At 71.2% G+C, this 26,798-nt stretch carries 24 protein-coding genes; 10 read left to right on the plus strand and 14 right to left on the minus strand.

Annotated features, from left to right (window positions below; translation table 11 throughout):
* Positions 1 to 63 precede the first annotated feature (63 nt).
* From HS045_RS18220 to HS045_RS36205, 4 genes are all read right to left on the minus strand, one after another.
* Positions 64 to 696: a transposase gene (locus HS045_RS18220; RefSeq protein WP_307827579.1), complete on the minus strand. Its 633-nt coding sequence runs from the start codon at positions 694 to 696 to the stop codon at positions 64 to 66.
* A gap of 365 nt (positions 697 to 1,061) precedes the next feature.
* The gene (locus HS045_RS34690) at positions 1,062 to 1,418 is read right to left on the minus strand and encodes a helix-turn-helix domain-containing protein (protein WP_230884091.1); all 357 of its coding nucleotides are present in this window, start codon (positions 1,416 to 1,418) and stop codon (positions 1,062 to 1,064) included.
* Positions 1,419 to 1,898: 480 nt separating this feature from the next.
* On the minus strand, positions 1,899 to 2,198 hold the full coding sequence (locus HS045_RS18230) for a hypothetical protein (RefSeq protein ID WP_196452510.1): 300 nt from the start codon (positions 2,196 to 2,198) through the stop codon (positions 1,899 to 1,901).
* Positions 2,199 to 2,449: 251 nt separating this feature from the next.
* A complete protein-coding gene (locus HS045_RS36205; protein ID WP_196452511.1) occupies positions 2,450 to 5,881 on the minus strand; it encodes a GDSL-type esterase/lipase family protein in 3,432 nt (1,143 codons plus the stop codon).
* Between the two features lie 518 nt (positions 5,882 to 6,399).
* On the opposite strand from HS045_RS36205, the gene HS045_RS18240 reads away from it, so the two are divergent.
* The 3 genes from HS045_RS18240 to dapF all read left to right on the plus strand — a co-directional run bounded on the left by HS045_RS18240 (position 6,400) and on the right by dapF (position 8,597).
* Entirely contained in the window at positions 6,400 to 6,819 is a 420-nt protein-coding gene (locus HS045_RS18240) for a transposase domain-containing protein (protein WP_196452512.1), read from the plus strand.
* Between the two features lie 32 nt (positions 6,820 to 6,851).
* A complete protein-coding gene (locus tag HS045_RS18245) occupies positions 6,852 to 7,424 on the plus strand; it encodes a transposase (RefSeq protein ID WP_196452513.1) in 573 nt (190 codons plus the stop codon).
* Positions 7,425 to 7,619: 195 nt separating this feature from the next.
* Positions 7,620 to 8,597 carry a diaminopimelate epimerase gene (gene dapF, locus HS045_RS18250; protein WP_196452514.1) on the plus strand — a complete coding sequence of 326 codons (978 nt, stop codon included), beginning with the start codon at positions 7,620 to 7,622 and terminating at the stop codon, positions 8,595 to 8,597.
* Between the two features lie 40 nt (positions 8,598 to 8,637).
* On the opposite strand, the gene HS045_RS18255 is transcribed toward dapF, so the two are convergent.
* The 3 genes from HS045_RS18255 to HS045_RS18265 all read right to left on the minus strand — a co-directional run bounded on the left by HS045_RS18255 (position 8,638) and on the right by HS045_RS18265 (position 10,563).
* Positions 8,638 to 9,174 carry a GNAT family N-acetyltransferase gene (locus tag HS045_RS18255; RefSeq protein WP_307827580.1) on the minus strand — a complete coding sequence of 179 codons (537 nt, stop codon included), beginning with the start codon at positions 9,172 to 9,174 and terminating at the stop codon, positions 8,638 to 8,640.
* A 128-nt stretch (positions 9,175 to 9,302) separates the two neighbouring features.
* Positions 9,303 to 9,821 (minus strand): nuclear transport factor 2 family protein, encoded by a 519-nt coding sequence (locus HS045_RS18260; protein ID WP_230884092.1) that lies wholly within the window; start codon positions 9,819 to 9,821, stop codon positions 9,303 to 9,305.
* 403 nt (positions 9,822 to 10,224) lie between these two features.
* Positions 10,225 to 10,563 (minus strand): helix-turn-helix transcriptional regulator, encoded by a 339-nt coding sequence (locus HS045_RS18265; RefSeq protein ID WP_196452516.1) that lies wholly within the window; start codon positions 10,561 to 10,563, stop codon positions 10,225 to 10,227.
* Between the two features lie 131 nt (positions 10,564 to 10,694).
* On the opposite strand from HS045_RS18265, the gene HS045_RS18270 reads away from it, so the two are divergent.
* A complete protein-coding gene (locus HS045_RS18270) occupies positions 10,695 to 11,786 on the plus strand; it encodes an NADH:flavin oxidoreductase/NADH oxidase (protein ID WP_196452517.1) in 1,092 nt (363 codons plus the stop codon).
* A gap of 141 nt (positions 11,787 to 11,927) precedes the next feature.
* Here the strand turns inward: HS045_RS18270 and HS045_RS18275 are convergent, their stop codons facing one another.
* Positions 11,928 to 13,064: a serine/threonine protein phosphatase gene (locus tag HS045_RS18275; protein WP_230884093.1), complete on the minus strand. Its 1,137-nt coding sequence runs from the start codon at positions 13,062 to 13,064 to the stop codon at positions 11,928 to 11,930.
* 110 nt (positions 13,065 to 13,174) lie between these two features.
* Between HS045_RS18275 and HS045_RS18280 the strand changes: the two genes are divergently transcribed.
* The 3 genes from HS045_RS18280 to HS045_RS18290 all read left to right on the plus strand — a co-directional run bounded on the left by HS045_RS18280 (position 13,175) and on the right by HS045_RS18290 (position 16,706).
* Complete coding sequence (locus HS045_RS18280; RefSeq protein WP_196452518.1) at positions 13,175 to 14,479, plus strand: sensor histidine kinase; 1,305 nt, start codon at positions 13,175 to 13,177, stop codon at positions 14,477 to 14,479.
* On the plus strand, positions 14,454 to 15,119 hold the full coding sequence (locus tag HS045_RS18285; RefSeq protein ID WP_196452519.1) for a response regulator transcription factor: 666 nt from the start codon (positions 14,454 to 14,456) through the stop codon (positions 15,117 to 15,119). The genes HS045_RS18280 and HS045_RS18285 overlap by 26 nt, the downstream gene beginning before the upstream one ends.
* 87 nt (positions 15,120 to 15,206) lie before the next feature.
* Complete coding sequence (locus HS045_RS18290) at positions 15,207 to 16,706, plus strand: nitrilase-related carbon-nitrogen hydrolase (protein ID WP_196452520.1); 1,500 nt, start codon at positions 15,207 to 15,209, stop codon at positions 16,704 to 16,706.
* Here HS045_RS18290 and HS045_RS18295 read toward each other — a convergent pair.
* Positions 16,671 to 17,468 carry a DUF2306 domain-containing protein gene (locus HS045_RS18295; protein WP_196452521.1) on the minus strand — a complete coding sequence of 266 codons (798 nt, stop codon included), beginning with the start codon at positions 17,466 to 17,468 and terminating at the stop codon, positions 16,671 to 16,673. The genes HS045_RS18290 and HS045_RS18295 overlap by 36 nt on opposite strands.
* Positions 17,469 to 17,545: 77 nt before the next feature.
* Here HS045_RS18295 and HS045_RS18300 point away from each other — a divergent pair, with 77 nt between their 5' ends.
* Positions 17,546 to 18,181 (plus strand): TetR/AcrR family transcriptional regulator, encoded by a 636-nt coding sequence (locus HS045_RS18300; protein ID WP_196452522.1) that lies wholly within the window; start codon positions 17,546 to 17,548, stop codon positions 18,179 to 18,181.
* Between the two features lie 66 nt (positions 18,182 to 18,247).
* Here the strand turns inward: HS045_RS18300 and mmsB are convergent, their stop codons facing one another.
* From mmsB to chvE, 3 genes are all read right to left on the minus strand, one after another.
* The gene (gene mmsB, locus HS045_RS18305) at positions 18,248 to 19,513 is read right to left on the minus strand and encodes a multiple monosaccharide ABC transporter permease (RefSeq protein ID WP_196452523.1); all 1,266 of its coding nucleotides are present in this window, start codon (positions 19,511 to 19,513) and stop codon (positions 18,248 to 18,250) included.
* Positions 19,513 to 21,042 (minus strand): multiple monosaccharide ABC transporter ATP-binding protein, encoded by a 1,530-nt coding sequence (mmsA, locus tag HS045_RS18310; RefSeq protein WP_196452524.1) that lies wholly within the window; start codon positions 21,040 to 21,042, stop codon positions 19,513 to 19,515. Before mmsA ends, mmsB begins: the two co-directional genes overlap by 1 nt.
* Positions 21,043 to 21,116: 74 nt before the next feature.
* On the minus strand, positions 21,117 to 22,250 hold the full coding sequence (gene chvE / locus HS045_RS18315) for a multiple monosaccharide ABC transporter substrate-binding protein (RefSeq protein ID WP_304609609.1): 1,134 nt from the start codon (positions 22,248 to 22,250) through the stop codon (positions 21,117 to 21,119).
* Positions 22,251 to 22,650: 400 nt separating this feature from the next.
* Here chvE and HS045_RS18320 point away from each other — a divergent pair, with 400 nt between their 5' ends.
* Entirely contained in the window at positions 22,651 to 24,063 is a 1,413-nt protein-coding gene (locus HS045_RS18320) for an aldehyde dehydrogenase (RefSeq protein WP_196452525.1), read from the plus strand.
* A gap of 126 nt (positions 24,064 to 24,189) precedes the next feature.
* Positions 24,190 to 24,444, plus strand: a complete 255-nt coding sequence (locus HS045_RS18325; RefSeq protein WP_196452526.1) for a hypothetical protein — start codon at positions 24,190 to 24,192, stop codon at positions 24,442 to 24,444.
* 35 nt (positions 24,445 to 24,479) lie between these two features.
* Here the strand turns inward: HS045_RS18325 and HS045_RS18330 are convergent, their stop codons facing one another.
* Both HS045_RS18330 and HS045_RS18335 read right to left on the minus strand, forming a co-directional pair.
* Positions 24,480 to 25,919, minus strand: coding sequence for a GH1 family beta-glucosidase (locus HS045_RS18330; RefSeq protein WP_196452527.1), 1,440 nt, complete (start codon positions 25,917 to 25,919; stop codon positions 24,480 to 24,482).
* Positions 25,916 to 26,791, minus strand: coding sequence for a carbohydrate ABC transporter permease (locus HS045_RS18335; protein WP_230884429.1), 876 nt, complete (start codon positions 26,789 to 26,791; stop codon positions 25,916 to 25,918). Before HS045_RS18335 ends, HS045_RS18330 begins: the two co-directional genes overlap by 4 nt.
* Between the last annotated feature and the right edge of the window lie 7 nt (positions 26,792 to 26,798).

Here is a 26,798-nt window from a genome sequence, read left to right on the forward strand (position 1 = left end):
TCTCCGTGTAGTCGGCTGGGTCGTTCGACTGCGGCGTGTTTTCACGACCTGACTAGTGCCGAATCAGGCAACGTTCGCCCTGTCCACGACCTCGCGGAGCCGTTCGTCGGCGGCATGCTTGTTCCGCCAGATGATGTACCGGCGGATCATGCTGCCCTGCTCCTTATGGCTGGCGTGGTCGGTGCCGTCCAGGGCGAAGTAGCGCAGCGCGGTGAACTGGGCCTCGATGCGATTCAGCCACGAGGAGTTCGTCGGGGTGTGGGCGAGCTCGACGTTGCTGGCCGCGGCCCAGTCGCCGACCCGGGCGTCCCTCTTCGTGGTCAGGTGCGGGGAGAAGTTGTCGCACACGATGGCGATGCGGGTCTCCGGCGGGTAGAGGCTGCGCAGGTAGCGGCAGAACTCCAGGAACCTCGTGCGGGTCTTGACCGGCTTGACGTGCCCGTACAGCTTGTCCTTGCCCAGGTCGTAGGCGGCGAACAGATGCCGGACCCCGTGCGGGCGGGTGTAGGTGGCCCGCCGTCGGGGCCGGGGTTCGCGGTCGGGGTCCTTGTGCCGTCCGCCGCGTTCGGCCCATTGGCGCCCGGGGTGGGGCTGGAGGTTGAGCGGGCCGAACTCGTCCACGCAGACGACGACGTCGGGTTCGTCGTCCTCGGGTGCGACCTCGCCGTCGGCGATCGCGTACAGGTGTCTTTCCACCGATCACGACGATGTCGCCGGTGCCGGGGTCGGCGTCCTCGGTCTTCTGCAGGAGCTCCCGGTAGGACGCGCTGCTACGGGACGGGGAGGTCATGGTGACCGCGGTGCCGTCGGCCACGCGCAGTGCGCCGTGCACCCAGGGCTTGGTCGGCCCGCGCCGGTAGTCCAGTGGCGCCTTGATCCGGTGGCCGTCTCCCGACCAGGCCGGTGCGGGCGGGAAGGTGCGCGGGGCGACGGGCCCCAGCTCATCGGCGCACACCACGACCACGCCCTCGGGCGGGTCGGTGTACAGGCCGACGATCATCGTTCTTTTACGGCGAACCCGGGATCTTTGCTGGTGCTCCAGGATCGGGTACGCCGCCATCTCACCCCCTCGGCCAGACAGGATCCGGCGGACCTGGCTGCGGCCGACGGTGATGCCGCTCTTGTGGGCGGCGGCGGTGAGCGCGTCCGGTCCACACCGCGGGCCCGGTCTCGTCGTCGGCTTCCAGCTCACCCCAGGGTCGCCAGCGCAACCTGCCGGGCGGGGTGCTCTTGGCCAGGGCGATGATCTGCGAGCGTTCGGCCTGGGTGAGGCGCGGCTTGCGGCCGGAGCCGGGCCGGTCACCGAGGCCGTCCAGACCTTCTGCGTTGAAGCGGTGCAGTCGGCGGCGCACCGTTTCCGGATGGCAGCCGACCTGCTCGGCGATGGCCGGGCCGCGCATCCCCGCCCAGCTCAGCATCACGATCCTGACGCGCTGGATCCAGTCGGCGGGGGCGTGCCGGGCTCCGGCGGCTTGCGGATCTGACGCTCTTCCTGGTCGTCGCGCGGCGCTCGGGCGCGCAGCGGTTTCGGCCTGGCAGGACCCTCCTGCCAGGAAGGATCCCCCTGGGCGGGGCGACTGAGCGGCGACAATCTCCATACCCATTGAAGAACGCAGCACCGGGCGACTGGTCCGCGGGGGACGCCGTGTCCGGTTGAGCCTCGACGTGCGTTGGCCCTGGGCTGATCAGATCACCACCGCTGTCGCCCGCCTGCAGGCCTTGCCTGCGCCGACCTGACCAGCGGAAACCCGTGTCCACGACGAGAAGGAGGAATCCAACGGGCCAGCGGAACCCCGCCCACCCGGCGCGACAGCCGGGTGATTGCGCTGGTCAGGTCGCGAAAACACACCGTAGCCGAACACTTCAGCCGACCACGCGAAGATCGTGAAAGATCAAGGCTAGTCACTGATCTCCCATATTTCTCCGTAACAGATCGGCGGGCCGTACGAGTAGCTCCTCCCGCTGGCCGAGCGAGCGATCAGCGTGTCGTCGGCGGGCGGGTGGTTGCATCGCTCGGCCGGGACGGAAATATCGATTCCCTCTCCCGGTGCGAATGTGGCAAAGGGATTCGTGTCACGCTTCCACTGCACGGTGACGGTGTCCTGAGTGCCGTTGACGATGTGGAACATCTCTTCGTCGCGGGAAGTGCTGCAGGCGGTCAGGAGGGCGACGAGCGTCAGCGCTGCGACCCTCAGCATGGAGCCAGGAGAGATGAAGAGTGCAGTATGCCGTGTGTTCATATAGCTTTCCGAAAGCCACTGTGGAGAGCTTCTGGTCCGAAGGCTCCTAGACGGTGGTTCGATGACGGCCTCCAACCGCCTGATTCCTGAGCGAGAGCAAGATGGCCTGTCCATCTGGAAGTTGACCGGACTGAAGGCGGTAAGGGCTGGTCCTGCGAGCCTTACCGCCCTCGAGTCGCGGATCTATCTATGAGGTTTCTTTTACACCACTAACGCTGGCCTTGCAGGCAGTGGCAGTCTCCGGGGTTCTGCGGCGGGACGCCGAACGCCGAATCCGGAAGCCGGTTGAAGAGGTAGCCGGCCTCCTTGGACTCCTTGCGGAGCTTCGCCAGTTCCTTGTCGGTCAGTGCCCGGGAAGCGGTGAGGTTCTGCTGACGGACCTTGACCGGAGCAGAGGCCGCGGCTTCCAGAGCGCCGTTGGCGGCGACGATCCGGAAACTGTAGTTCGTGGGCCCGCTGAACAGGTAGCCCGCACTGAACCCGGGATTGAGGTTTGTGGCCTCCAGGGGATACGGCATACGGCTCCAGGCAGGATTGGCCTGGGTGTGATCGAGGTACTCGATCCAGTAGCCGACCGCACCGAAAGAGGGGTTCCAGTTGATGCGGGCCTCGGCCGGACCTATCTGCCAACTGTCGACTCCGGTCACCACGGGTGGCGTGCCGCGACCGGTGTGGGCGGGCAGGCCCGCTGCGCGCACTCCGACGCCGACGGCGTTGACGCCGGCGACGGCGACGTTGTACCGGTGGTCGGTGGCCAGTCCTGTGTAGGTGTAGCTGGTTCCGGTGACCGTAACCGTGGGCAGCCAGGCCCCGGTGGTCTGGTCCTGCCCGTAGACCTCGTACGTCGTCACCCCCGGTATCGCCTTCCACGTCACCTCGACGCTGGTCTGGCCGGGGATCGCCTTCACCCCCTCGGGCTGGGGCGGGGTCTGCGGGTTCGCCAACGCGGAGGCAACTGGCGAGGCGCCACTCTGCCGGTCGCCGCGGGTCGCCGTGATCTTGTATTCGTAGGTGTGCCCCTTGAGCAGGCCGCCGGACAGCCACTTGTCGTCGGCGATGGGGTAGGGCAACTGGTGGAACGGTTCGCCCGCTGTCACGTCACGTACATGGATGTAGTATCCGCCAGCTCCATAGACCCTGCCCCACCTGAGTTGGATGCCCTCCGGGACGGCTTGGGCGGTTAGCCGTGCGGGGGCCGTCAAGGAGATCTCGGGCACGGTGGACGGGACGGATCCGAAGGCTGAGCCGATTGAGAAGCGGGTGGCGAAGGCGTCGGCGAACGCCTTGGCAATCTTGTACTCGCCGACTCCGTTGGGGTGGAGACCGTCGTAAGCGTCACTGGTGTGGTTGAACACGCTGTTGACGTCCACCAGATGAATCGGCGACTGGGGCGTGGTGAGGGACGCCGCCACGCCGGGGAGTTTGGTCTTGTACTCAGAGATCGCGGGATTCAGCCATGACCAGCCGTCCAGTTCGGAGCGGTTGATCACGTTAGAGATAAGGATCTTGAGGTTGGGGTTGGCGGCCCGCGCCTCGGCGATGAACGCCCTCATCGAGGTGATGGTGTTGTCAGCCCCGCCGTACCAAGCGATGTCGTTGAACCCGAGTGCCACAACAAGGTAGTCGGGTTTGTGGGTCTGCGCCATCGCTCGAATCTTGTTCTTGGCGTCTGCGTAGTGCCAGCCCCACAGCGAGAAGTGGTCGCTGTCGAAGTTCCCGTCGCGGTAGGTGGCGGAGGTGTCCTTGGCGTACATGTTGAAGGTGCCCCGGTTGGGGCCCACGAAGTCGGCTTCGACGCCCTTGGCGGCAAAATGCTTGGCCAGGCGGTACCTCCAGGTGTAGTCCCCCTCATGGCCGTTGGTGATCGAGTCGCCGACCACCATGACTTTCCCTCCGTTCTGTAGGAGAGAAGCGGTCCACTGAACTCGTTGTCCGGCTCCGCTGGGCAGAGCGGTGACGTCAGCCCACAGATCTGTACGGGTTGCGATCAGGGTGACGGTTTCGCCCGCCTGGACTGAGAGGGAGAGATCGTGCTGCAATTTGTCTCCCTTAGCCTGAGCGCTGACCCAGCGCTTGGGCGTCCTAGAGAACAGATCGTCCCATGCGATGAGGAGGTAGGTGAATTCCACCTCGCTGTCGGCCCCGCCTTGATCTGGGGCTCTCACCTGGACCGTTACTCGGCCCTGTCCGGTGGCGGGGAGAGAAAGCTCCACGTAGGAAGTTCCGCCAGGCCAGATCGTGGTGTATCCACTGCTTGATCCGCCACCCCAAGCCAGGGCCTTCTCCGCGGCCCGTGCGGGACGGCCGTTGTATCCGGCGTTGGTGAGCAGGTTACGCCAGGTGGTGGATGCATCCGGGTCGAGGTAGCCGTCGGCTGCGCGAAGGAAGGTGCTCAGATTCACCGTTGTGCCGGTCAGCCGGTAGTTGGCTACGGCGAAGCCCTGCAGCTCTGTCTTCAGGTCGCGGCCGTAGCCGGCTAGCACCTGGTCGATCGCCTCGATCGGCAGTTTGTTGCCCATCGCCTGCCAGGTCTGCCGCACGAAGTCGAAGCCCGTTCGCTCGGTCAGGTAGCCGGCGAAGATGAACGCCCCGTACTGCCGCTTGGGACTGGTGCTCCAAGGGCTCAACGCTGAGTTGAGTGCGAGCTCGGGCTGGCCGAGGAAAAGCGGAAGGTCCCCGGCATAGGCGTCCGGTTTCGGTCCGGAGGAGTTGATGTTCCTGTACAGCGTGTGCGTGGCCCACTCGGCGGTGGCCTCCATCCACCAGTTGATCGCGGTCAGGTTCGCACCTAGGTGCGTGTTGGACAGGTAGTGGTACTGCACCGCGTGGAACATCTCGTGGTAGGGCAGGTAGGTGTACTTCCAGTCGCGTCGAGTCGAGCGGCCCGGTAGCGGGTCCCCGGGGTCGGCGGGCAGCAGGATCACCGGACCGGCGACGGCATCGCCGGGACCGCCGGTGGGGATGGTGACGCCTGGATGGTTGGGATTGACGCCACCGAAGTCGAACCCGACGTATATCTGAACGCCCTGGCCGGTGAGACCGTACCCCCAAGCCTTGTACTGTCCCCAGGCTTTGGTGTGGTTGGTGGCCATGAGGTCGATGGCGTCGGGAACTCCGTTCGCCGGGTTGGTGTCCACTGCGACGACACCGTCCACCCGCGCCCAGACTCCGCCACCGCTACCGTCGGATGCCCAGGCCTCGGACAAACCGTCGATGTTGTAGTAGATGTTGAATCGGATGGTGGTGGTGACGGTGTGCACGCAGTCGAAGTAGTTACCCGCAAAGGTCACATGGGTTCGGTGATCGCCGCACTCGGTCCATGGTGAAGGCGCTGCAACCGAGGGCGTCCGTGCCGCTTCGGTCGTCGAGCGGGCTACGGCGGGGTCGGGCTGCTTGAAAGTCTCGGCCAGCCATGCTTTGGTCTCCGGTGAGGCCTGCTGCTCGGCCAATTGCAACGCGTAGTACAGCGCCAGGCCCGCCTCATGTGGAATGCCCTCCGCGGAGCGATATTCTTTCGGTATGTTCTCCGGCTGCGCCAGACGTTCGACCGAGTGCCGCACATACTCATCAACGCTGATCTCCCCGCGTTTCCACGCCTGGGACAGCGGGTCCTCATCGCCGAAGTCCGGCTTCTCGGCCACGAGTTTCTTGTGCAGCTCGCTCTCCGGTCGCTCAACCGGTTGATACGGCCGGGGAGAGTCATTGAGCGGGGGTGAACCGGTTGACTCGGATGCCGACGGGATCGGGGCGGGAGAAAGTTCTGCGGCGGCGCCGGGCGCCACGGACAGCTGTAGGGCGCCCGCGAGCAAACCGACCACCGTCAATACGGCGATCCGCCCCTGGAGGCGGCCCCTATGGAGCAATGACAAATTCCCCCCTGCTGCAAGGGATGATAGGACTGACGAAAGGTAACAGGATACTGATCATGAAGATAGATCTTGACTTCGGTCGGTCAGGCCCCAAAATAATTATCTGCTAGTTATTTGATGTCGCTATGCGTAGCAAACCCATTCCAGTCTGGTGTGGAAGCCGCAGGTTGCTCCTATCCGTTCGGATAGATCATTCGGGCAGGGTGTCTCCGCTGGTCAGGAGCTGGACGGTGGGCGGTCCGGGGTCCAATGCCGTTTAAATAGGCGTTTGTGCTGGTAGTGTCCGCCGGATGGCGGAGTGGATCAAGCTCGGAGGGTCGGGTCGACTGACGGATCCGGTGGGGCTGGGGGCGTTGACGTCGCTGGTGCCCCGGCAGGTCCTGGACGAGGCGATCGAGCGGCACGGATGCCGCCAGGAGCGGGTGCGGAAGCTCCCCGCGCATGTGTGGCTGGGGCGGTGGCGGCTGATGGCGGGCGGATGTGCGCCCGAGAGACTGCTGACCGCCGACCGCGGCTTCTCCGACTTCCGCGCCTGGCAGTACGCGTCCTCGACCGGCGCGGCCCTTCTCTGGCGCCTCCAGGCCGGCCTGCACCCGTACCGGCTGGAAGACCTGGACGACGGGTCCTCCTCTCGCCGTCATCACCAAGCCCGCCAAGCTGCGCCGATCGCAGAAGGAACGGCTGCGAGCCGACGCCCGCCGTGGCGGTGAACCGGATCCGGACCTGGCGGTGATCGTGGAAGGTGGTCGACTTCACGGTGCCCGACCGCAGGGGCGAGCACATCCGGCTCATCACCACCATCCTCGATCCGGGCGAGGCGACCGCCGAGCAGCCGGCGGCCTGCCACCACGAGCGGTGGGAGGCGGAAACCGGGTTCGCGCAGCTGAAGACCCACCTGTGCGGTGCCGGCCGGATTCTCCGCTCCCGTACCCCCGACCCGGTCCGCCAGGAGGTCTGGGCCTGCCTCCTCACCCGCCGTGCCCTGTCCACTCTGATCTGCACCACGGCCACCACCGCCGGAGTCGACCCCGACCGGATCACATTCCTCGCCACGCTTCGCATCGTGCGCCGCTCGGTCACCGACCGAGTGGCCTTTCCCCCTGAACCCGATCACGACCTGCGGGTCCAGGCCGTCCGTCACGTTGGACGGCCTCACCGCAACCCCGAACGACGTCACCGGACCTACCCTCGCGCCGTCGAACGCCCCCGACGCAGCAGCTACCGCGAACGCCGCCCTTCCGACAAGGCCATCCGCCACCTCGGACCTCCCGCCGTCCGGCTCCTCACATTGACAGGCCCACAACCAGCACGATGATCTATCTAAACGGCATTGGGGGCCGGTGGGGACGGGGAAATGAAAGGAGATATCGCGTGGGAATGGTCCGGCCGCCGCCCCGATGGTCCTTCACCCGCCCGAGAAGGCGGTTCGGGCGCTGCTGGTAGACTCGGGGCGGAATCCCTCCGAGGCGGGCGCCGTTCGGGTGGGCGCGGATAAGCGGTCGAAGGAAAAATGAGAGACGTCGAAGTCCTGAAGACTCATGGCTCCAAGAACGACATCTTCATAATCGAGACGGATTATGAAGGAGCCGAAGAGGCCGAGCTGGTGCGGCTGGTTCGCGCCGTCTGCGACAGGAGCGGGCCGCTCGGCGGCGACGGGGTCTATTTCGTGGACCGGGTGGAGGACACCCCCCGGGCCGCGTTCTTCAACCCGGACGGTTCACGGGCGGACCTGTGCGGGAACGGCATGAGGTGCCTCGGCCGGTACGTCCTCGAGCGCAGGGGCGAGACGTCGACGCAGATCCGCTCCGGCCGCCACCGGTTCACCGTCCGGGACCGCGGCACCACGGACGGGGTCCGCCAGGTCTCCGTGGATCTCCCCCCCGTCTCCTTCCGGGCCGACGACCCCATCGTCGCCGGCTCCGAGGTGTGGATCGACCGGCCTCTTCCCGTCCTCGACGCCGAGCTGAGGTTCTCGGCGCTGGCCGTACCGAACTCGCACCTGGTCGCGATCGTCGACCGCTACGAGGAGGAGGAGCTCGTCCGCGTCGGCGGCACGGTGGCGGCGCGCCCCGATGCGTTCCCCATCGGGGCGAACGTGTCGTTCGTGCGGTCCCTCGGCCCGGACGAGATATTCGTCAGGACGTACGAGCGGGGGGTCGGCCTGACGCCGTCGTGCGGCTCTGCGACGGTGGCCTCGTCCGCGGTCTACTCCCGGCTCGCCGGGAACGCGGGCACGGGGCGGCTCACGGTCAGGAACCTGGGCGGGAGCGCGAAGGTGGTCCTGCGCGAGGAGGACGGCCGCCTGCGGCCGACTCTCGAAGGAAACGCGACATTCGTCCACCGGGCGAACGTGCGCCTCGGCGACGCCCCGGACGCGGGATCGGACGCGTTCGTGCTGGGCGAGTCGTTCGCCGCGGAGATCGCGGCCTACGAGAACGTGGAGGCGGAGAACGTGATCCGGTTGAAGGAGAAGGGGATCGCCGTCTGACGCGCTCCCCGGCCCGGAGGCCGGGGACGCGGCCGTGCGCCTACCGGGCGGGCTCCCCGAACGTGCGGGTGGCCGCGGCGAGGTCGCGCAGCACCTCGCCGTCGAGCCGCATGACCTCGATCTCGCCGAGCGCCCGGGCCCGCAGACCGCGGTAGAAGCGCAGGGCGGGGTCATTGGTGCGCAGCACCCACCATTCCAGGCGGCCGCAGCCGCGCTCCACCGCGAGCTGCGCGAGGTGGCCGAGCAGCGCCCGGCCCAGTCCGCTTCCCCGGTGCTCGGCGCGGACGTACAGGTCGTCGAGGTGGATGCCGGGCCGGCCGACGATGGTGCTGTAGGTGGAGTAGAACAGGGCGAAGCCGGCGGGTGCCCCGTCGACCACCGCGACGACGGCCTCGGCGGCCGGACGCGGTCCGAACAGGGCCGCCGCCAGGTCCTGCGGCCGGGCGGTGACCTCTCCGGGGAACTCCTCCACCTCGGCGAGCTCGACGACGAAGCGGTGGAGCACGTCGACGTCCTCGGGCTGCGCCGGTCGGATGAACGGCTTCGTGCGGATCGCGGGGGATTTGAGATCGTCCACCCGGGCATTCTGCCGCATTCCGCCCGGAACGGAGCCGCCCATGGACGGGGCCGCCCATGGACGGGGCCGCCCATGGACGGGGCCGCCCGGAACGGAGCCGCCCGCGGACGGGTCGGCCGCGGATGAGGTCAGCCGCGGGTGCAGGGCGGCCAACCGTGGCCCCAGCCGCCCTGCACCATGGTCTGGAACGCCCACCCGTCGGCGGTGCGCACCAGCAGGTCGGCGTAGCGGGTCGACCGCTGGTCTCCCGACTCGGTGGTCATCGTCGCCTCCGTCTCGACGAGCACGAGGTTGGCGGTCAGGAAGCGTGGGGTCCGGACGGACTCCATCGCCAGGCCGGCCGTGCCGTCGCCCATGACCTCGGTCATCACCGCGATGAACTCCTCGCGGCTCCACTGCCGGACGGCCGCGGTCCCGCCGGGCACGTCGGTGGCCAGGTTGAGCGGGAAGACCGCCAGGTCGGCGATCTCTCCGACGGCGCCCCGCTCGGCCAGCGCGTCGTACGCGGCGAACCACGCCTCGACGCCCGCCAGATCGTCGGCGCTTGGTGTGTACACCCCGTGCCCGGCCCCGCTGTCGGCCTCGCTGCCGGTACGGTCCCCGGCGCCGCTCTTCATGTCGTCCTGCCGCACGGTGGTCCGCTCCATGGTTGCTCCCTCCGCAGAAACTTTTCCGTATACCGTACCGTACGTCGTACGGAAAGAGAATCCGGAAAGGCTCCGCCGTGCTCGCGTTCCCCGGCGTCGCAGGCCCTCCGGGACGATCGCGATCGCCGCCATGCTGAACACCGCGAGTGTGATCGGCCGCATCACCCGGTGCCCGAAGACCACGCGCACCCCCTCGGCCGACGGCGGCGCGGAGCCGGTGTCGCGGAAGACCGGGTGGGCGACCGCCATCCGGGCGAGGCGGTCGCCGATCCAGGACAGGACCGCCGCGGCGAACAGGTGCCGGTACTCGGCGACGCCGAAGACCTCCGTGTGCGCCGGTGACCGGTGCGCACCCCGTCGTGCTGCGGACGCGGCGCCCGCACCCGTCCGCGCGGATGCGCGCTCAGGACGGGGCCTCGCTCGCCGGCCGTCTGCGGGTCGCGGCGATGACGCTGTCCAGGAGCCCGGGGAAGAGCGCGTCGAGGTCGTCGCGGCGCAGCGAGTTCAGTTTCGCGGTGCCGTGGTAGACCTGCCGGATGACCCCGGCTTCGCGCAGGACGCGGTAGTGGTGGGTGCCGGTGGACTTGCTGACGGCGAGTTCGATCTCCGAGCACGGGACGCCCCTGCCGGAGTCGGCGAGGAAGCGCACGATCTCCAGGCGCACGGGCTCGGCGAGGGCGTGCAGCACCGCCTCCAGCCGGATCTCCCCGACGCTCGGATGGTCCAGGATCCGCGTGGACATCGGCTACCCCTCCTCGGCCCGGCATGATCGTATGACATCCATCGTAGTTTGACATTCGTCGTAGTACGACGTCTATCGTATGAGTGCCGGCCCCGGACGAGTGGCCCCCGAACGAGTGAGACGAGGTCCCCGTGCTGTTCGATCCCATCACCCTGCGGTCCCTGACGATCCCCAACCGGGTCTGGATGGCGCCGATGTGCCAGTACTCCGCCGCGGCGGACGGTCCGGAGACGGGAGTGCCGAACGACTGGCACCTCTCCCACCTCGCCGCCCGGGCGGCGGGCGGCACCGGGCTGATCCTCACCGAGGCGACGGCGGTCTCCCCGGAGGGCCGGATCTCCCCGGCCGACCTCGGACTGTGGAACGAGCGGCAGGAGGAGGCGTTCGCCCGGATCACCCGGTTCCTCACCGAGTACGGCACCGTGCCCGGCATCCAGCTCGCGCACGCCGGGCGCAAGGCCTCCACCGACCTGACCTGGCGCGGCGGGCGGCCGGTCGGCGAGGCCGACGGCGGCTGGCGGCCGGTCGGGCCGAGCCCGCTCCCGTTCGCGCCCGGCCACCCGGTCCCGCACGAGCTGACGGCGGACGAGATCCAGCGGGTCGTCGGCGACTTCGCCCGGGCGGCGGAGCGCGCGCTGCGGGCGGGCTTCCAGGTGGCGGAGGTGCACGGCGCGCACGGTTACCTGATCGGCGAGTTCCTCTCCCCGCACAGCAACCACCGCACCGACGGCTACGGCGGCTCGTTCGACGGCCGCATCCGCCTGGCCCTGGAGGTCGTCGACGCCGTGCGGGCCGTCTGGCCCGAGGACCTGCCGGTGTTCTTCCGCGTCTCGGCCACCGACTGGCTCACCGAGAACCCCGAGGACGAGCGGGAGGGCTGGACCGTCGACGACACCGTCCGGCTGGCCAAGGAACTGCTCACCCGCGGCGTGGACCTGCTCGACGTCTCCAGCGGCGGCAACGCCCCCGGCGCGCGGATCCCCACCGGCCCCGGCTACCAGGTGCCGTTCGCGGCCCGGGTCCGCGCCGAGACCGACCTGCCGGTCGCCGCCGTCGGCGAGATCACCGAGCCGCGCCAGGCCGAGGAGATCGTCGCCTCCGGGCAGGCCGACGCCGTCCTGCTCGGCCGCGAGCTCCTGCGCACCCCCTACTGGCCGAACCTGGCCGCCCGCGAGCTGGGCGCGGAGCCCCGCTGGCCCGACCAGTACCACCGCGCCGTCTGAATCCTGCGGACTCCGGCCGTGCTCCGGCCGGGGCGCGCCGGACTCCGGCCGTGCTCCGGCCGGGCCGGGCCGGGCCGTGCCGGGTCGCGCCGGGCCGTGCCGTACCGTACCGGCGGCGGCGGCCCGGCGGACCCGCTCCGGTCAGACCGCCGGGACCGGGGCGGGCGCCGCCGCGGAACCGGTCGCGGCGCGGATCCGCCGGATCTCGTCGGCCGGATACGGGACGGTCCTGCGCTCGTCGATCAGCGTGCCGTAGAACGCGTTCACGGCGGCGGCGACCGGCGCGTACCGCCGGATGACCGCCGCGGCCTCCGCCGGGACGCCGGGGAGCACGGCGCCCCGGGCGCACTCCCGGACGAGGTCGAGGAGCTCCTCCCGGCCGGAGGGCCGCCCCAGGACGATCACCAGCCGGTTGACCAGGGCCCTCTCGGCGTAGGCCGCGTCGTGGTCGGCGTTCAGCCGCAGGAAGTCCCGCTCGGTCGCGGAGAGCTCGAACCGGGGAGAGGCGGCGAGGCCGAAGTCCGTGAAGTAGAGGCGGCGGCCGTCGGTGAGGATGTTGCAGAAGTGCGTGTCGAAGTGGAGCAGCCCGCCGGCGTTCATGAAGGAGACCCCGGCCGCCAGCTCGCGCTCCATCATGGCGCACGCCGCCGCGACGGCGTCGTCCCCGAGGGCGACCTGCGCGTTCAGCCAGTCGTACAGGTTCTGCGGGAGGTACTCCAGGAAGAGCACGACGCTCGCCGAGGCCCGCGCGGACGCCTCCATCCGCTCGCGCACCGCGGGGGACCCCTCCCAGTACGCCACCGCGGCCTCGATCTCCGCGCGCTGCCCGGCCGTCGGCGCCCGGGGCGGTTCCGGCAGCACCCGCCAGTGGTGCAGCAGGGGGAAGCCCGCGTGCCGCCCGCCGAGCACCCAGCCGGTCGTCATGGCGTGCGCGGCCAGCTCGCGCCAGACGCCGAACCCGGCCCCCGGGCCGAGGCCGTACTGGCAGAAGGGGGGGACCCCGAACAGGTTCGCCGTGGAACGGACGTTCTCCGGGCGGCGCTCCAGATCGGTGAGGGGGATGCGCTTGACGAAGACCGGCGTGCCCTCGACCTCCAGCAGCGCCGTCGTGCCGCCGACCCCGGAGCCGAGACGCGGGGCCCCGGCCACGAGCTCGCCCAGCCGCCGGTCGCCGAGGAGCTCCAGGGCGGTGGAGACGGCACAGTGGCGGGCGAGCCGCGCGGCGTGGGACATGTCCGGCGGGCCGGGCGGCGGGCTGCTCGTCATGGCGTTCCCCATTTCTTGATCTTGCCGGTGGGGCTACCGTACGCTCAACGGGACCATCCGAACAGATCAGGACGGTGCGGAGAGATCCGGCCGGAGCGGCCCCGGGCCCCAGGAGCCACATGATGCCGACGTCCCCGGACCGGCGGGCCGCCGGGTTCCCGGCCGTGCCGTCGTCCGCCGCCGACGCGGCGATCACCGGTGCGGTGGCCGCGGCGACCCTGTGGGCCGCGCTGAGGTGGGGCCAGGGCGGGCCGTGGGCGGCGGCGCTGGGACTCGGCGCCTCGGCGCCGCTGTTCTGGAGGCGCAGGGCGCCCGTCGGCACCGGCGCGGTGGTGGGCGCCGCGACGACCGGGCTCGCGCTGGCCCACGCGCTGCCGCCGCTGCCGTACGGCGCGCTGGTGTCGCTGTACACGGTGGCGGCGCTGAGCCCGCCGCGGCGGCGGCTGCTGAGCGTGGCGGGCGGCGGGGTGCTGCTGGTGGCGTCCCTGGCGGTGCCGGGGGAGTCGCCGGACGCCTTCGGCTACGTCGGCATGGCGTTCGCCGTCGCCTACGCGCTGGGCACCGGTGCGCGGGCGCGCCGGGCGGAGATCGCGGTGCTGGCCGAGCGCACCCGCCGGCTGGAGGAGGAGCGCGCGGCGGTCGCCGCAGGCGAGCGGACCCGCATCGCGCGCGACATGCACGACGTCCTGACGCACTCGGTCGGCATCATGGTCGTCCAGGCGGACGCCGGTTTCCTGGTGACGCGCACCGACCCCGGCCGGGCGGAGGCCGCGTTCGAGGCGATAGCGGAGACCGGGCGCGAGGCGATCGTCCAGCTCCGCCGCGTCCTCGGGGCGTTGCGGTCGGACGGCGATGGACGGGCCGGTGGACGGGTCGGCGGGTCGGACGGCGGCGGACGGGCCGGTGGACGGGCCGGCGGGACCGCTCCGGTCCCGCCGCCGGGGCTCGCCTCCCTGGACCGCCTGGCCGGGCAGTTCGGGAAGGCGGGACTGGAGGTGACCGTCGAGTCCCGCGGCGAGGCCGGGCCGGTGCCCGCCGACGTCGACATCGCGGCCTACCGGATCGTCCAGGAGTCGCTGGCGAACACCCTCCGGCACGCGGGAGCCTCGACCGCACGGGTACGGCTGCGGTGGTCCCCCGCCGAGCTGCGGATCGAGGTGACCGACGACGGCCGCGGGACCGCCCCGGCCGGAACCCCGGGACACGGCCTGATCGGCATGCGGGAACGGGTCGTGGCGTGCGGAGGCACGCTGCGGGCGGGTCCCCGGGAAGGAGGGGACGGCGGGTTCGCCGTCACCGCGACGCTGCCGGTCGGGGAGAGGCCCGTCGACGCCGCGGACGGGGAGCCCGGCATCGCCGCAGGCGGAGAAGGCGGCGTCGCCGCGGGAGAGGAGGCCGCCGGTGCTGCGCGTGCTCGTCGTCGATGACCAGGACCTGTTCCGCGCCGGGTTCGCCCTGATCCTGGACTCCCAGCCGGGCATCACCGTGGTCGGCGAGGCCGCCGACGGCGCCGAGGCGGTCGGGCGCGCGGTCGGGCTCCGGCCCGACGTGGTGGTGATGGACATCCGGATGCCCGGCGTCGACGGGGTCGAGGCGACCGCCCGGATCTGCGCGCGCACCGACGCCAGGGTCCTGGTGCTCACGATGTTCGACCTCGACGAGTACGTCTACGCCGCGCTGCGGGCCGGGGCCAGCGGGTTCCTGCTCAAGGACGTCCACCGGGACGGCCTGGTCGAGGCCGTGCGGGCGGTGGCCGCGGGCGACGTGCTGCTGTCTCCGGCCGTCACCCGGCGGCTGGTCGCCGACGTGGTGGGGCGGGGCGGCGCCGTACCGCGGCTGAGGGCCCGGCTCGGTGAGCTGACCGCACGGGAGCGGGAGACCCTGGAGCAGGTGGCACGGGGGCTGTCCAACGCCGAGATCGCCGCGGCGCTGACCGTGAGCGAGCACACGGTCAAGACCCACGTCAGCAACCTGCTGGCCAAGCTCGGCCTGCGGGACCGGGCGCAGGCGGTGGTCTTCGCCTACGAATCGGGCCTCGTCACGGCGGGGACTCACTCCTGGGAATGACGGCGGGTTCACTCCTGGCGGCGATCCGCCCGGGTCCTCGCGGCGGGCAGCATCGGAGCCCCGTCCTTCGTCGAGGAGACCGCTCCGATGCGCCCGTTCCCGTTCCCCGCCGCGGCACCGCCGCCGCTCCCCGGGGCGGCCCTGCCTCCGTTCCCCGCCGCGGTCCTGGCCGCGGCCGTCTCCGGGGCCCTGCTCTTCTTCGGCACCGGGCTCGCCCCGGTTCCCTGGCTCACCTGGTCGGCACCCCTCCCGGTCCTGCTGCTCGCGCCGAGGGTGCCCGCGCCCGCGGCGTGCGCCGCGGCGTTCACGGCGTGGGCCGCCGGCGGGCTGAACATGTGGAGCTTCCACCGGGAGCAGCTGGAGGCGCCGGTCCCGGCCGCGCTCGCCGTCGTGGCCGTCCCCGCGCTGCTCGCGGCGGCGGCCGTGCTCGCGTTCCGGACCCTGCTGCGGCGGGGCGGACCGGCACCGGCCGCGCTGTCCGTGCCCGCGATCTGGGTGGGCGGGGAGTACCTGGTGTCGGTGCTCGGGCCCGACGGGGCGCTGTGGAGCCTGGCCTACACCCAGACCGACGTGCGCCCGGTGGTCCAGCTCGCCTCGCTCACCGGGGTGTGGGGGATCTCGTTCCTGCTGACGGGGATCCCGGCGGCCGTCGCCGCGGTCTGCGCGCCGGGCCCGGCGGGGCGGGCCCGGTGGGGCGTCGGGCTGGCCGCGCTGCTCCTGCTCGCCGCCTCGGCGGGCTACGGGGCCGTACGGCTCGCCGGCCCGGCCGGGGAGCGGCGGACGGTGGCGCTGCTGGCCGCCGGCCAGCGCGGCGACTGGGCGCCGGTGGACACGCCGCGGGGCGCCGAGAAGCTCGGCGCCGTGCTGGCGCGCCTGCGCGCCCTGCCCCCGGGCACCGACGTCGCGGTGCTGCCGGAGGGGGGCTTCGTCACCGAGGAGGCGGACCTCCCGCGGATCACCGGCCCGCTGGCGGCGCTGGCCCGCGACCGGCGCATGGACGTCGTGGCCGGTGTGATCGTCACCGACGCCCGCCGGAACACGGCCGTGCTCTTCTCCGGAGCGGGAGGCGAACCGCAGGTGTACCGCAAGCGGCACCTGGTGCCCGGCGTCGAACCGTACGAGGCGGGGGACCGGATCCTGCTGGCCGGCGACTCGGGTGTGGCGATCTGCCGGGACCTGGACTTCCCCGCCCTGGCGCGCGCGTACCGTCGCAGCGGCGCCGCGGTCATGCTCGTGCCGGCCTGGGACTTCGTCCGCGACGCCTGGCAGCACTCCCGCCCGGCGGTGATGCGCGGGGTGGAGAACGGTTTCTCGGTCGTGCGCAGCGCCGCGGACGGCAACCTGACGGTGAGCGACCCGTACGGGCGCGTGCTCGCCGAGCGGGGGGCCCGGACCCGCTCGATCACGACCGTCGTCACGGCCGTCCCGGTGGGCGGCGCCGGCACCCTCTACACACGCTGGGGGGACTGGTTCGCCTGGTTCTGCCTCGCGTCGGCCGCCGCCGTCGCCGGGTGGCCGGCCGTGCGGCGGCGGGTGCGGCCGGAGCGGCGGTCAGCCGGCGGCCGGAGCCGGGACGGCGGGGCCTGAGCCGGCGGGCGCCGTGGGAGTCATGGGAGCCGCGGGAGCCGCGGACAGCCGGTACGAGGGCAGCCCGCGCCGCCTGATCAGCCATTCGGCGACGACGAGGTTCGGCAGCCAGCACAGGAACGGCACCGCGTGGTAGGCGTTGGCGAACAGTGCGTCGGCGTCGGCCGCCGCGCCCGCGAACGGCGTCTGCACCGTGATGAGGACGCCGGTCCAGGTCCGCAGGGTCACCGCGGCGTAGGTGAGCGCGTAGTTGCGGATCATCCAGGCCTGGTGGCCGGCGAGGTCGCCGCGGCGGATCGCCCGGTAGCCGCGCAGGGCGGTGTACCCCCACAGCAGGGCCAGCGCGCCGAACCCGAAGAGCCCGACCAGCCCGGCCGAGTTGAAGGGGGTCATGACCAGCGAGGAGGCGGCGCCCACGGCGATCGCGCCGAGATAGGTCCGGCCGATGACGCGGTGCGCGGTGCGGAACCGGCCGCGCAGCCGCCGGGAGAACTGCCAGGGTCCCAGCGCGAGGGCGACCGAGGCGCTGACCACGTGGACGTAGAAGGCCGCCTGGATCGCGGGCGGAGCGTCGGCGTAGGCGCTCGCCAGGCCCGCGTCGTCGGCGGCCAGGGCCCGCAGGCTGCTCTGCGCGTAGAGGGCGAGCGAGGAGCCGGCGATCGCCAGCGCGGACAGCAGGACCACGGTCCAGCCGATGCGGGACTGCGGGCGGGTTCGCGGTCGCGGCGCCGGGCCGGGTACCGCGGTGGTGACGCCGGGCATGCGTTCTCCCCATCAATGTTTAAATCATTCACAATGTGAGCGCCTTCAACATAAGGGGCGATGTTAGAGTCGTCAACATGTCCGACGGCGATCGCATCCGAACCTCGTACCATCACGGGGCGCTCCGGCAGGCGCTGATCGAGGGCGCCCGCGCCCTGCTCGCCGAGCGGGGCGCCGCGGCGTTCAGCCTCAGCGAGCTGGCCCGCCGGGTGGGGGTGAGCACCGCCGCGCCGTACCGGCACTTCGCCGACAAGGACGCGCTGCTCGACGCGCTGGCGGACGAGGGCTACGTGGCCTTCCACGCCGGACTGGAGGAGGCCGCCCGCGCGGCCTCCGACCCCGGCGACCGCATCGTGCGGCTGGGCGAGGTCTATCTGCGCTTCGCGGAGGAGGCCCCCGCGCTCTTCGAGATCATGTTCCGGGACCGGCCGGGCCGCCCGTCCGGTCCCGTGGCCTTCGAGTCGCTGGTCACCGCGGTGGAGCAGGCGCAGCGGGCCGGTGCGCTGCCGTCCGCGCAGCCGCCCGCGATCCTGGCCCGGACGGTCTGGGCGACGCTGCACGGGCTCGCGGTGCTGGCCGGGCAGGGCGGGTTCGCCAAGCTGGGCCTCGGCGCGCCCCGGGACCTGCTCGCCGCGGAGAGCCTGGCGGCGTTCCTGCGGGAGCGGCCGGCGCAGGAGGGCCCGGACGCGAATCGCCGCACCGCCGGAGGATGATCCCGGTGGTGCGGCGAGTCCGACGAGGCGGACGGGGTGCGGGGCGGTGGACGGCGGTGCGTCCGCTCAGCCGCCCGCTCCCGCCCGGCGCTTGGCCCAGACGTCGAAGGCGACGGCGACGAGCAGCACCAGGCCCTTGAAGAGCATCACCTGCTCGCTCGGCGCGCCGATGAGGGACATGCCGTTGTTGATCACGGCCATGATGAGGCCGCCGGTGATGGCGCCCACCACCTTGCCGACGCCGCCCTGTACGGCGGCGCCGCCGATGAACGCCGCCGCGATGGCGTCCAGCTCGAAGCTGTTGCCCGCGGTGGGACCGGCCTGGTTGAGGCGTCCGGCGAAGATGATGCCGGCCACGGCCGAGAGCACGCCCATGTTGACGAAGAGCCAGAACGTGACGGACTTGACCTTGATGCCGGACAGGCTCGCCGCGTGCAGGTTGCCGCCGATGGCGTAGATGTGGCGGCCGAAGACGGTGCGCGTGGTCAGCAGGGTGTACCCCAGCACGAGGGCCGCGAGCAGCACCAGGACCCAGGGCAGGTTCTTGAACCGGGCCAGCTGCACGATGACCGTCAGCACCACCGCGGCGGCGACGACCATCTTGAGCGCGAACAGCGGCAGCGCGTCGACCTGCTGCCGGTAGCCGAGGCGCGCCTGGCGGGCCCGCCACTGGGTGACGACGATCCCCGCCACGATGGACAGGCCGATGATCAGGGTGACCAGGTCGGCGCCGCCGAGCGGGCCGAGGCCGACGTTGCCGAGGAAGCCGGGCAGGAAGCCGTTGGCCAGGGTCCGGACCTCGTCGGGGAAGGGGCCGATGCCCTGGTTGCCGAGCACGGTGAGGGTCAGCGCCCGGAAGATCAGCATTCCGGCCAGGGTGACGATGAACGCCGGGATGCCGAAGTAGGCGATCCAGTACCCCTGCCAGGCCCCGATCAGGGCGCCGACCAGGAGCGTGATGAGGAGCGCCGGTGGCCAGGGCATGCCCATGTCCACCATCAGCACCGCCGAGACGGCGCCGCTGACCGCCACCACCGAGCCCACCGACAGGTCGATGTGGCCGGCGATGATGATCAGGATCATGCCGATCGCGAGGATCAGGATGTAGGAGTTCTGCACCATGATGTTCGAGATGTTCTGCGGGCTCAGCAGACCACCGTCGGTCAGGATGGAGAAGAGAACGATGATCGCCGCGAAGGCGATGTAGATGCCGCTCTCACGCAGGTTGAAGGAGAACCGGCCCCCCGGTGTCTTCGCGGGCGGTGGACCGCCGCTCATGACCTCGGCACCGGCCTCGCGTGCCGGAGCCTTGCCGCTGCTCGTGTGTGCCATTACTCCTTCTCCTTGGTCATGAACTGCATGAGACGCTCGGGGGTGGCGTCGGCGCGCGGCACCTCGCCGGTGATCCGCCCGGCCGACATCGCGTAGATGCGGTCGCAGAGGCCGAGCAGCTCGGGAAGCTCCGAGGAGATCACGAGGACGGCCCTGCCCTGGTCGGCGAGCTGGTTGATGATGGTGTAGATCTCGTACTTGGCGCCCACGTCGATGCCGCGGGTGGGCTCGTCCAGGATCAGCACGTCGGGGTCAGTGAAGATCCACTTCGAGAGCACGACCTTCTGCTGGTTGCCGCCGCTGAGCTTCCCGGTGACCGCCAGCACGCTGGGGGCCTTGATGTTCATGTCGGCCCGGAAGCCGTCGGCGACCTTGTACTCCTCGTTGCCGTCGATCCAGCCGCCCTTGGAGAGCTTGCCCAGCGCGGCGGCCGAGACGTTGCGCTGGATGTCCTGGATCAGGTTGAGGCCGTAGCGCTTGCGGTCCTCGGTGGCGTAGGCGATCTTGTGATCGATGGCCTCGCTGACCGAGCGGAGGTGGATCTCCTTGCCGTCCTTGTAGATGCGCCCGGAGATGCCGACCCCGTAACTGCGGCCGAACACGCTCATCGCCAGCTCGGTGCGGCCGGCGCCCATCAGCCCGGCCAGGCCGACGATCTCGCCGCGGCGCAGCGTCAGGTTGGCGCCGGAGACGACCGCGCGCTCGGGCTGGGCGGGGCTGTGCACGGTCCAGTCCTCGATCCGCAGCACCTCCTCGCCGACCGTGGACTCGTGCGGCGGGAACCGGTGCTCCAGGTCGCGGCCGACCATGCCGGAGATGATCCGGTCCTCGCTGACCTCGCCGCCCGCCATGTCCAGCGTCTCGATCGTCCGGCCGTCGCGGATGATCGTCGTGGAGTCGGCGATGGCCTTGATCTCGTTCAGCTTGTGAGAAATGATCACCGAGGTGATCCCCTCGTCGCGCAGCTCGCGCAGCAGGCCGAGCAGGTGCGCGGAGTCCTCGTCGTTGAGCGCGGCGGTCGGCTCGTCGAGGATGAGCAGCCGGACCTGCTTCGACAGCGCCTTGGCGATCTCGACGAGCTGCTGCTTGCCCACGCCGATGTCCATCGCCCGGGTCACCGGGTTCTCCCGGAGCCCGACCCGTTCGAGCAGCGCGCCGGCCTCGGCGTTCGTCCGGTTCCAGTCGATCAGACCGCGCCGGGTCCGCTCGTTGCCGAGGAAGATGTTCTCGGCGATCGACAGGTACGGGCTGAGCGCGAGCTCCTGGTGGATGATGACGATGCCGCGCCGCTCGCTGTCCCTGATGCCGGAGAACCGGCAGGGTTCCCCCTCGAAGACGATCTCGCCGTCGTAGGAGCCGTGCGGGTAGACCCCGGACAGGACCTTCATCAGCGTCGACTTGCCGGCGCCGTTCTCGCCGCAGATGGCGTGGATCTCGCCGCGCCGTACTGCCAGGTTGACGTCCTGGAGCGCCTTGACGCCCGGGAAAGTCTTGGTGATGCCTCGCATCTGAAGTATGTGGTCGGTCATGCCGTCCATCTCCCCCCCTCGCGGCCGGTGCCGGGCCGGCCTCCGCGAAGGGGGCCGGCCCGGCGCCGCGCCGGCTACTTGAGCTGGTCCTCGGTGTAGTAACCGGAGTCGACGAGGATCTGCTTGTAGTTGTCCTTGTAGACCACGACGGGCTCGAGCAGGTAGGACGGAACGACCTTGTTGCCGTTGTCGTAGTCGGTGGTGTTGTTCACCTCGGGCTTGCCGCCCTTGAGCACCGCGTCGGCCATCTTGACGGTGATCTCGGCCAGGTTGCGGGTGTCCTTGTAGATCGTCGCGTACTGCTCGCCCGCGATGATCGACTTGACCGAGGCGACCTCGGCGTCCTGGCCGGTGACGACCGGGTAGGGCTGGTCGGCGGTGCCGTAGCCGCTGCTCTTCAGCGCCGACAGGATGCCGATGGACAGGCCGTCGTACGGCGAGAGCACGCCCTGGACCTTGGCGCCGGAGTAGGCCTTGGTGATCAGGTCCTCCATGCGCTTCTGCGCGGTGGCCGGGTCCCAGCGCAGGATGGCGACGGTCTTGAAGTCCGTCTCACCGCTCTTGACGACCAGGGTGCCCTTGTCGATGTACGGCTTGAGCACCTCCATCGCGCCGTTGTAGAAGAAGGTGGCGTTGTTGTCGTCGGGCGAGCCGGCGAAGATCTCGATGTTGAACGGGCCCTTGGCGTCGCCGTCGGAGCCGTCGGCCTTCTTCAGCCCGAGGCCCACCAGCAGCGAGGTCGCCTGCTGCACGCCGACCTTGTGGTTGTCGAAGGTGGCGTAGTAGTCGACGTTCGGGGTGTTGCGGATGAGCCGGTCGTAGGCGATCACCGGGATCTTGGCGTCGGCGGCCTGCTGGAGCTGCGTGGTGATCGCGGTGCCGTCGATCGAGGCGATGATCAGGACCTTGGCGCCCTTGGTGATCTGGTTCTCGATCTGGTTGACCTGGGTGGGGATGTCGTTCTCCGCGTACTGCAGGTCGACCTTGTACCCCAGCTTCTCCAGCGAACCCTTGACGTTGTCACCGTCGTGGATCCAGCGCTCGGAGGACTTGGTGGGCATGGTGACGCCGACGAGGGCGCCCGAGGCGGACGCGCCCGCGCTGGGCGCGGCCTCCTGGTCGACGGTCTTGGTGGCGGAGCCGCAGGCGGTCATCGCCAGGGCCATCGCCAGCCCCACCGGTATGGTGGCCAGCTTCGTGAGCTTCATTTTCTCTCCTTGAGGTGACGCGGATGTGATCCGCAGCCGTTGCGATCGGCCCCTCCGCCGCGTCGCCCCGGTCGTCGATTCCAATCGACGGTGTTAGCGTTCACATTAGGTGGCGGCGAACACTGCGATGAATGTTTCAGGGGTGTGAACAGTTATCAAATGTCCAGGCAGGCCTCCAGTCAAGGTTTGTGACAGCACCGTGACATCACGGTCGAGTGCCGTACTCACCAGGTTCTGCCCAAGGTCCTGCCGAGGGTTCCCGAAGGTCCCGCGGAGGGCTTCCGAAGGTCCCGCGGAGGCCGTCCGGAGGAGTGCCGAAGGTCCCGCGGAGGGTTCCCGAAGGTCCTGCGGGGCGTCCGGCGCGGGGCATCCGGCCCGCCGCACCGGGTAGGGAGCGGCCATGAGAACGCGATGGCTCTTTGCGGACGGCGAGTGGCGGACGGGCGCGAGCACCGGCACGATCGCCGTGGACGACCCGGCGACCGGTGAGCGCGTGGGCGAGTGCCCGCGCGGCTGCGCCGAGGACGTCGAGACCGCCGTGCGGTCGGCGCGCGCCGCCGCCCCCGGCTGGGCGCGCACCGCCCCGGCCGGACGCGGCGCGCTGCTGCGCCGCGCCGCCGCCCGGGTCCGGGAGCACGCCGGCGAGCTGGCCCGCCTGGTGACGGCGGAGATGGGCAAGCCGCTGGCGGACGCGCGGGGCGGGGTGGAGGCCGGCGCCGGCACCCTGGAGCAGTACGCCGAGCTGGGCCCGCTGCACGGCGCGCGCAGCCTCCAGGGCGGCTGGGGCGCGACCGACCTGATGGTCCGCGAGCCGCGCGGCGTCGTCGGCGTCATCACCCCCTGGAACGACCCGGCGGCGATCGCCTGCGGGCTGATCGGCGCCGCGCTGGCCACCGGGAACACGGTGGTGCACAAGCCCTCCGAGCGCACCCCGCACACCGGGGCCCGCCTGGTCGAGCTGCTCGCCGAGGACCTGCCGCCGGGCGTGCTCACCATGGTCGCGGGGGACCGGAGCGCCGGTGCGCCGCTCGCCGCCCACCCCGGCCTGCACCTGCTCGCCCACGTCGGCTCCACCGCGGCCGGGCGCGAGATCGCCGCCGCCGCCCGCTGCCGGGTGCTGCGGGAGAACGGCGGCAAGGACCCGCTGATCGTGGACGCGGGGACCGACCCGAAGCAGGCCGCCGAGCAGGCCGCCCTCGGCTGCTTCGCCAACGCGGGCCAGATCTGCGTCTCCGTGGAGCGGATCTACGTGCACCGCTCCGTCGCCGAGCCGTTCACCACCTGTCTCGTCGCCGCGGCCGAGGCGCTGCGCATGGGCCCCGGCCTGGACGAGGCGACCACGCTGGGCCCGCTCGTCGACCGGCGGCAGCGCGAGACCGTGCACGGGCACGTGCGCGCCGCGGTCGCCGCGGGGGCGCGCCTGCTGACCGGCGGCCGGATCCCCGGCGGGCCGGGCGCCTTCTACCCGGCGACCGTGCTGGCCGACTGCACCGACGACATGGCCGTGCTGCGCGAGGAGACGTTCGGACCGGTCGCGGCGGTCCGCGTCGTCGAGAGCTTCGACGAGGCGCTGGCCCTGGCCAACACCGGAGAGTACGGCCTGGCCGCCACGGTGCTCACCCCCTCGCTCGCCCACGCGCAGCGGGCCTGGCGCGAGCTGCGCGCGGGCACGGTGAAGGTCAACGCGGTCTTCGGCGGGGCCCCGGGCGGCGCGGCGCAGCCCCTCGGGGCGAGCGGGGAGGGCTTCGGGTACGGCCCCGAGCTGCTCGACGAGATGACCCACACCAAGGTCGTGCACCTCGCGGCACTCTGAGGGGAGGCGCCCGGCGCGGGCCCGGCCGGGGCCGGCCGCGAATCGGGGGATTCCACTGGCCGGAGCGTAGTCGCGGGCGTACGGTGAGTGCGCGAATCCACGCCTCACTCCCCACAGGAGTCGCCCATGGGCACTTCGGACGGCCGGGTCCTCATCATCATCGTGATCGCGATGGTCGCGTTCTTCGTCGGCAGGCGCTTCCAGCGGACGCGGGACACGTGGGCGGGCTGGGGAGGTGCGATCAAGGACGCGAAGACGGCGGCGGACAAGATCCCCAAGGCCAAGGCGGACGCCTGGGCCGCGGTCCGGGGCATGCTCGTGGTGGGCGTGGTCGTGCTGATCTTCTTCGCGGTGGTCGTGAACGCGCTCCGGTACGGCTGAGCGCCCCGGCCGGGAACGGGCCGGGGCGGCGCGTGTCACGGCTGTCCGGCGATCCCGTTCCGCCGGATCACGTCGCGGTACCACAGGGCGCTGTCCTTGAGGGTCCGCCGCTGGGTGGCGAAGTCGACGTGCACGATCCCGAACCTCGGGCGGTAGCCCTCGGCCCACTCGAAGTTGTCCAGCAGCGACCACACGAGATAGCCGCGCAGGTCCGCGCCGCCCTCGATCGCGGCGTGCACGGCGCGCAGGTGGCCGTCCAGGTAGGCGGTCCGGCGGGTGTCGCGGACCCGGCCGTCCTCCTCCACGGTGTCGTCGAAGGCCGCGCCGTTCTCGGTGACGATCAGGCCGACCTCGGGGTAGTCCGCCGCGAGCCGGAGCAGGAGCCGGGAGAGCCCGGTCGGCACGATCGGCCAGCCCATCGCGGTCAGCGGCCCCTCGGCCGGGCAGAACCGCACGTCCTCGGTGCCCGGCCAGGCCGGGTTCGCCGGCTCGCCGGGGCCCGACTCCACCACGCAGGGGTTGTAGTAGTTGATCCCGACCAGGTCGATCGGCTGGCGGATGGTCTCCAGGTCGCCGTCGGCGAGGTGCGCGAGCCCGCCGTGCCGTTCGGCGATCCGGAGCACCTCGGCGGGGTACTCCCCGCGCAGCACCGGGTCGAGGAACTGCCGGGTGAGCAGCGTGTCCACCCGGTGCACCGCCTCGGCGTCCGCCTCGGTGACCGGGGCCGAGGGGTCGTCCACCTGCGCGGGTGTCAGGACCGGCGCGGAGTTGATCACCAGGGCGATCTCCCGGGCCCCGGCCGCGCGCAGCGCCCGCGCCGCCAGGCCGTGGCCGAGCAGCAGGTGGTGGGCGGCGCGGAAGGCGGCGGCCGGGTCCTGCTCGCCGGGTGCGTGCACGCCGGAGGCGTAGCCGAGGAAGGCCGAGACCCACGGCTCGTTCAGCGTGGTCCAGTGCGCGACGCGGTCGCCCAGCCGGGCGTGCACGAGCTCGGCGTACTCGGCGAACCGGTACGCGGTGTCGCGGTCGGCCCAGCCGCCGCGCTCCTGCAGCGCCTGCGGCAGGTCCCAGTGGTAGAGCGTGGTGTACGGCGTGATCCCGGCCGCGAGCAGATCGTCGACGAGCCGGTCGTAGAAGGCGAGTCCCCGCGGGTCGGCCGGGCCCGTGCCGTCGGCCTGGATCCGGGGCCAGGCCACCGAGAAGCGGTAGGCGTGCAGCCCCAGGTCGGCCATGAGCCGCACGTCCTCGGCATGGCGGTGGTAGTGGTCGCAGGCGACGTCGCCGGTGTCGCCGCCGGCCACCTTGCCGGGCGTGTGGGAGAAGACGTCCCAGATGGACGGCCCGCGGCCGTCCTCGGCCACCGCGCCCTCGATCTGGTAGGAGGCCGTCGCGGCGCCCCAGACGAAGCCCGCGGGGAAGTCCGCCCGCCCTTCGGTGAGGTGGGACGGCGCGGTCCCCCGCGCGTTGACGATGGTCATCCCTTGACGGCTCCTTGCATGATTCCTCCGATGATCTGTTTGCCGAGCAGGCTGAAGACCACGACCAGCGGCAGCGTGCCGAGCGCGGTGCCGGCCAGGCCGAGCACGTAGTCGTTGACGTAGCCGGCGGCCAGCGTGGACAGGGCCACCTGGACCGTCGGGTTCTCCGGGGTCAGGACGACCAGCGGCCAGAAGTAGTCGTTCCAGGCCGACATGAAGGTGAGCATGCCGAGGACGGCCGCGGCGGGGCGGGCGACGGGGATCACCACGTGCCAGAACAGGCCCCAGGTGGTGCAGCCGTCGACCCGGCCGGCCTCCAGCAGCTCGGTCGGCAGGGCCCGCGACAGGTACTGCGTCATGAAGAAGACGCCGAACGCGCTGACCAGCGCGGGCACGATCAGCGCGTACAGCGTGCCGGTCCACTCCAGCTTCACCATGAGCATGTAGAGCGGGATGATGCCGAGCTGGGTCGGGACCGTCATGGTCGCCACGGTGAGCAGCAGCAGCGCGTTCCTGCCGCGGAAGCGCAGCTTGGCGAAGGCGAACCCGGCCAGGGTGGAGAAGAACATCACCGCCAGGGCGATGGACCCGGCCACGATGACGGAGTTGGTGATCGCCAGGGCGAAGGGCACGGTGTCGAAGACGCGGGCGACGTTGGCGAAGAAGTTCCCGCCCGGCAGCAGCGGGGGCGGGACCTCCGCCAGCGCCGCGTTGTCGCGGGAGGCCACCACGACGCTGTAGTAGAGCGGGAGCGCGGAGAAGAACGCCACCGCCAGCAGCGTGAGGTAGGTGAGCCGGCGGGCGCCGTCGAGGCGGCGCCGGCCCGTGCCGGCTCGGGTGGGCGCCCCGGGCGCCGGGGGTGCGGCGGACATCGGCCGG

The organism is Planomonospora sp. ID82291, from assembly GCF_015711645.1.
Classification (GTDB): domain Bacteria; phylum Actinomycetota; class Actinomycetes; order Streptosporangiales; family Streptosporangiaceae; genus Planomonospora.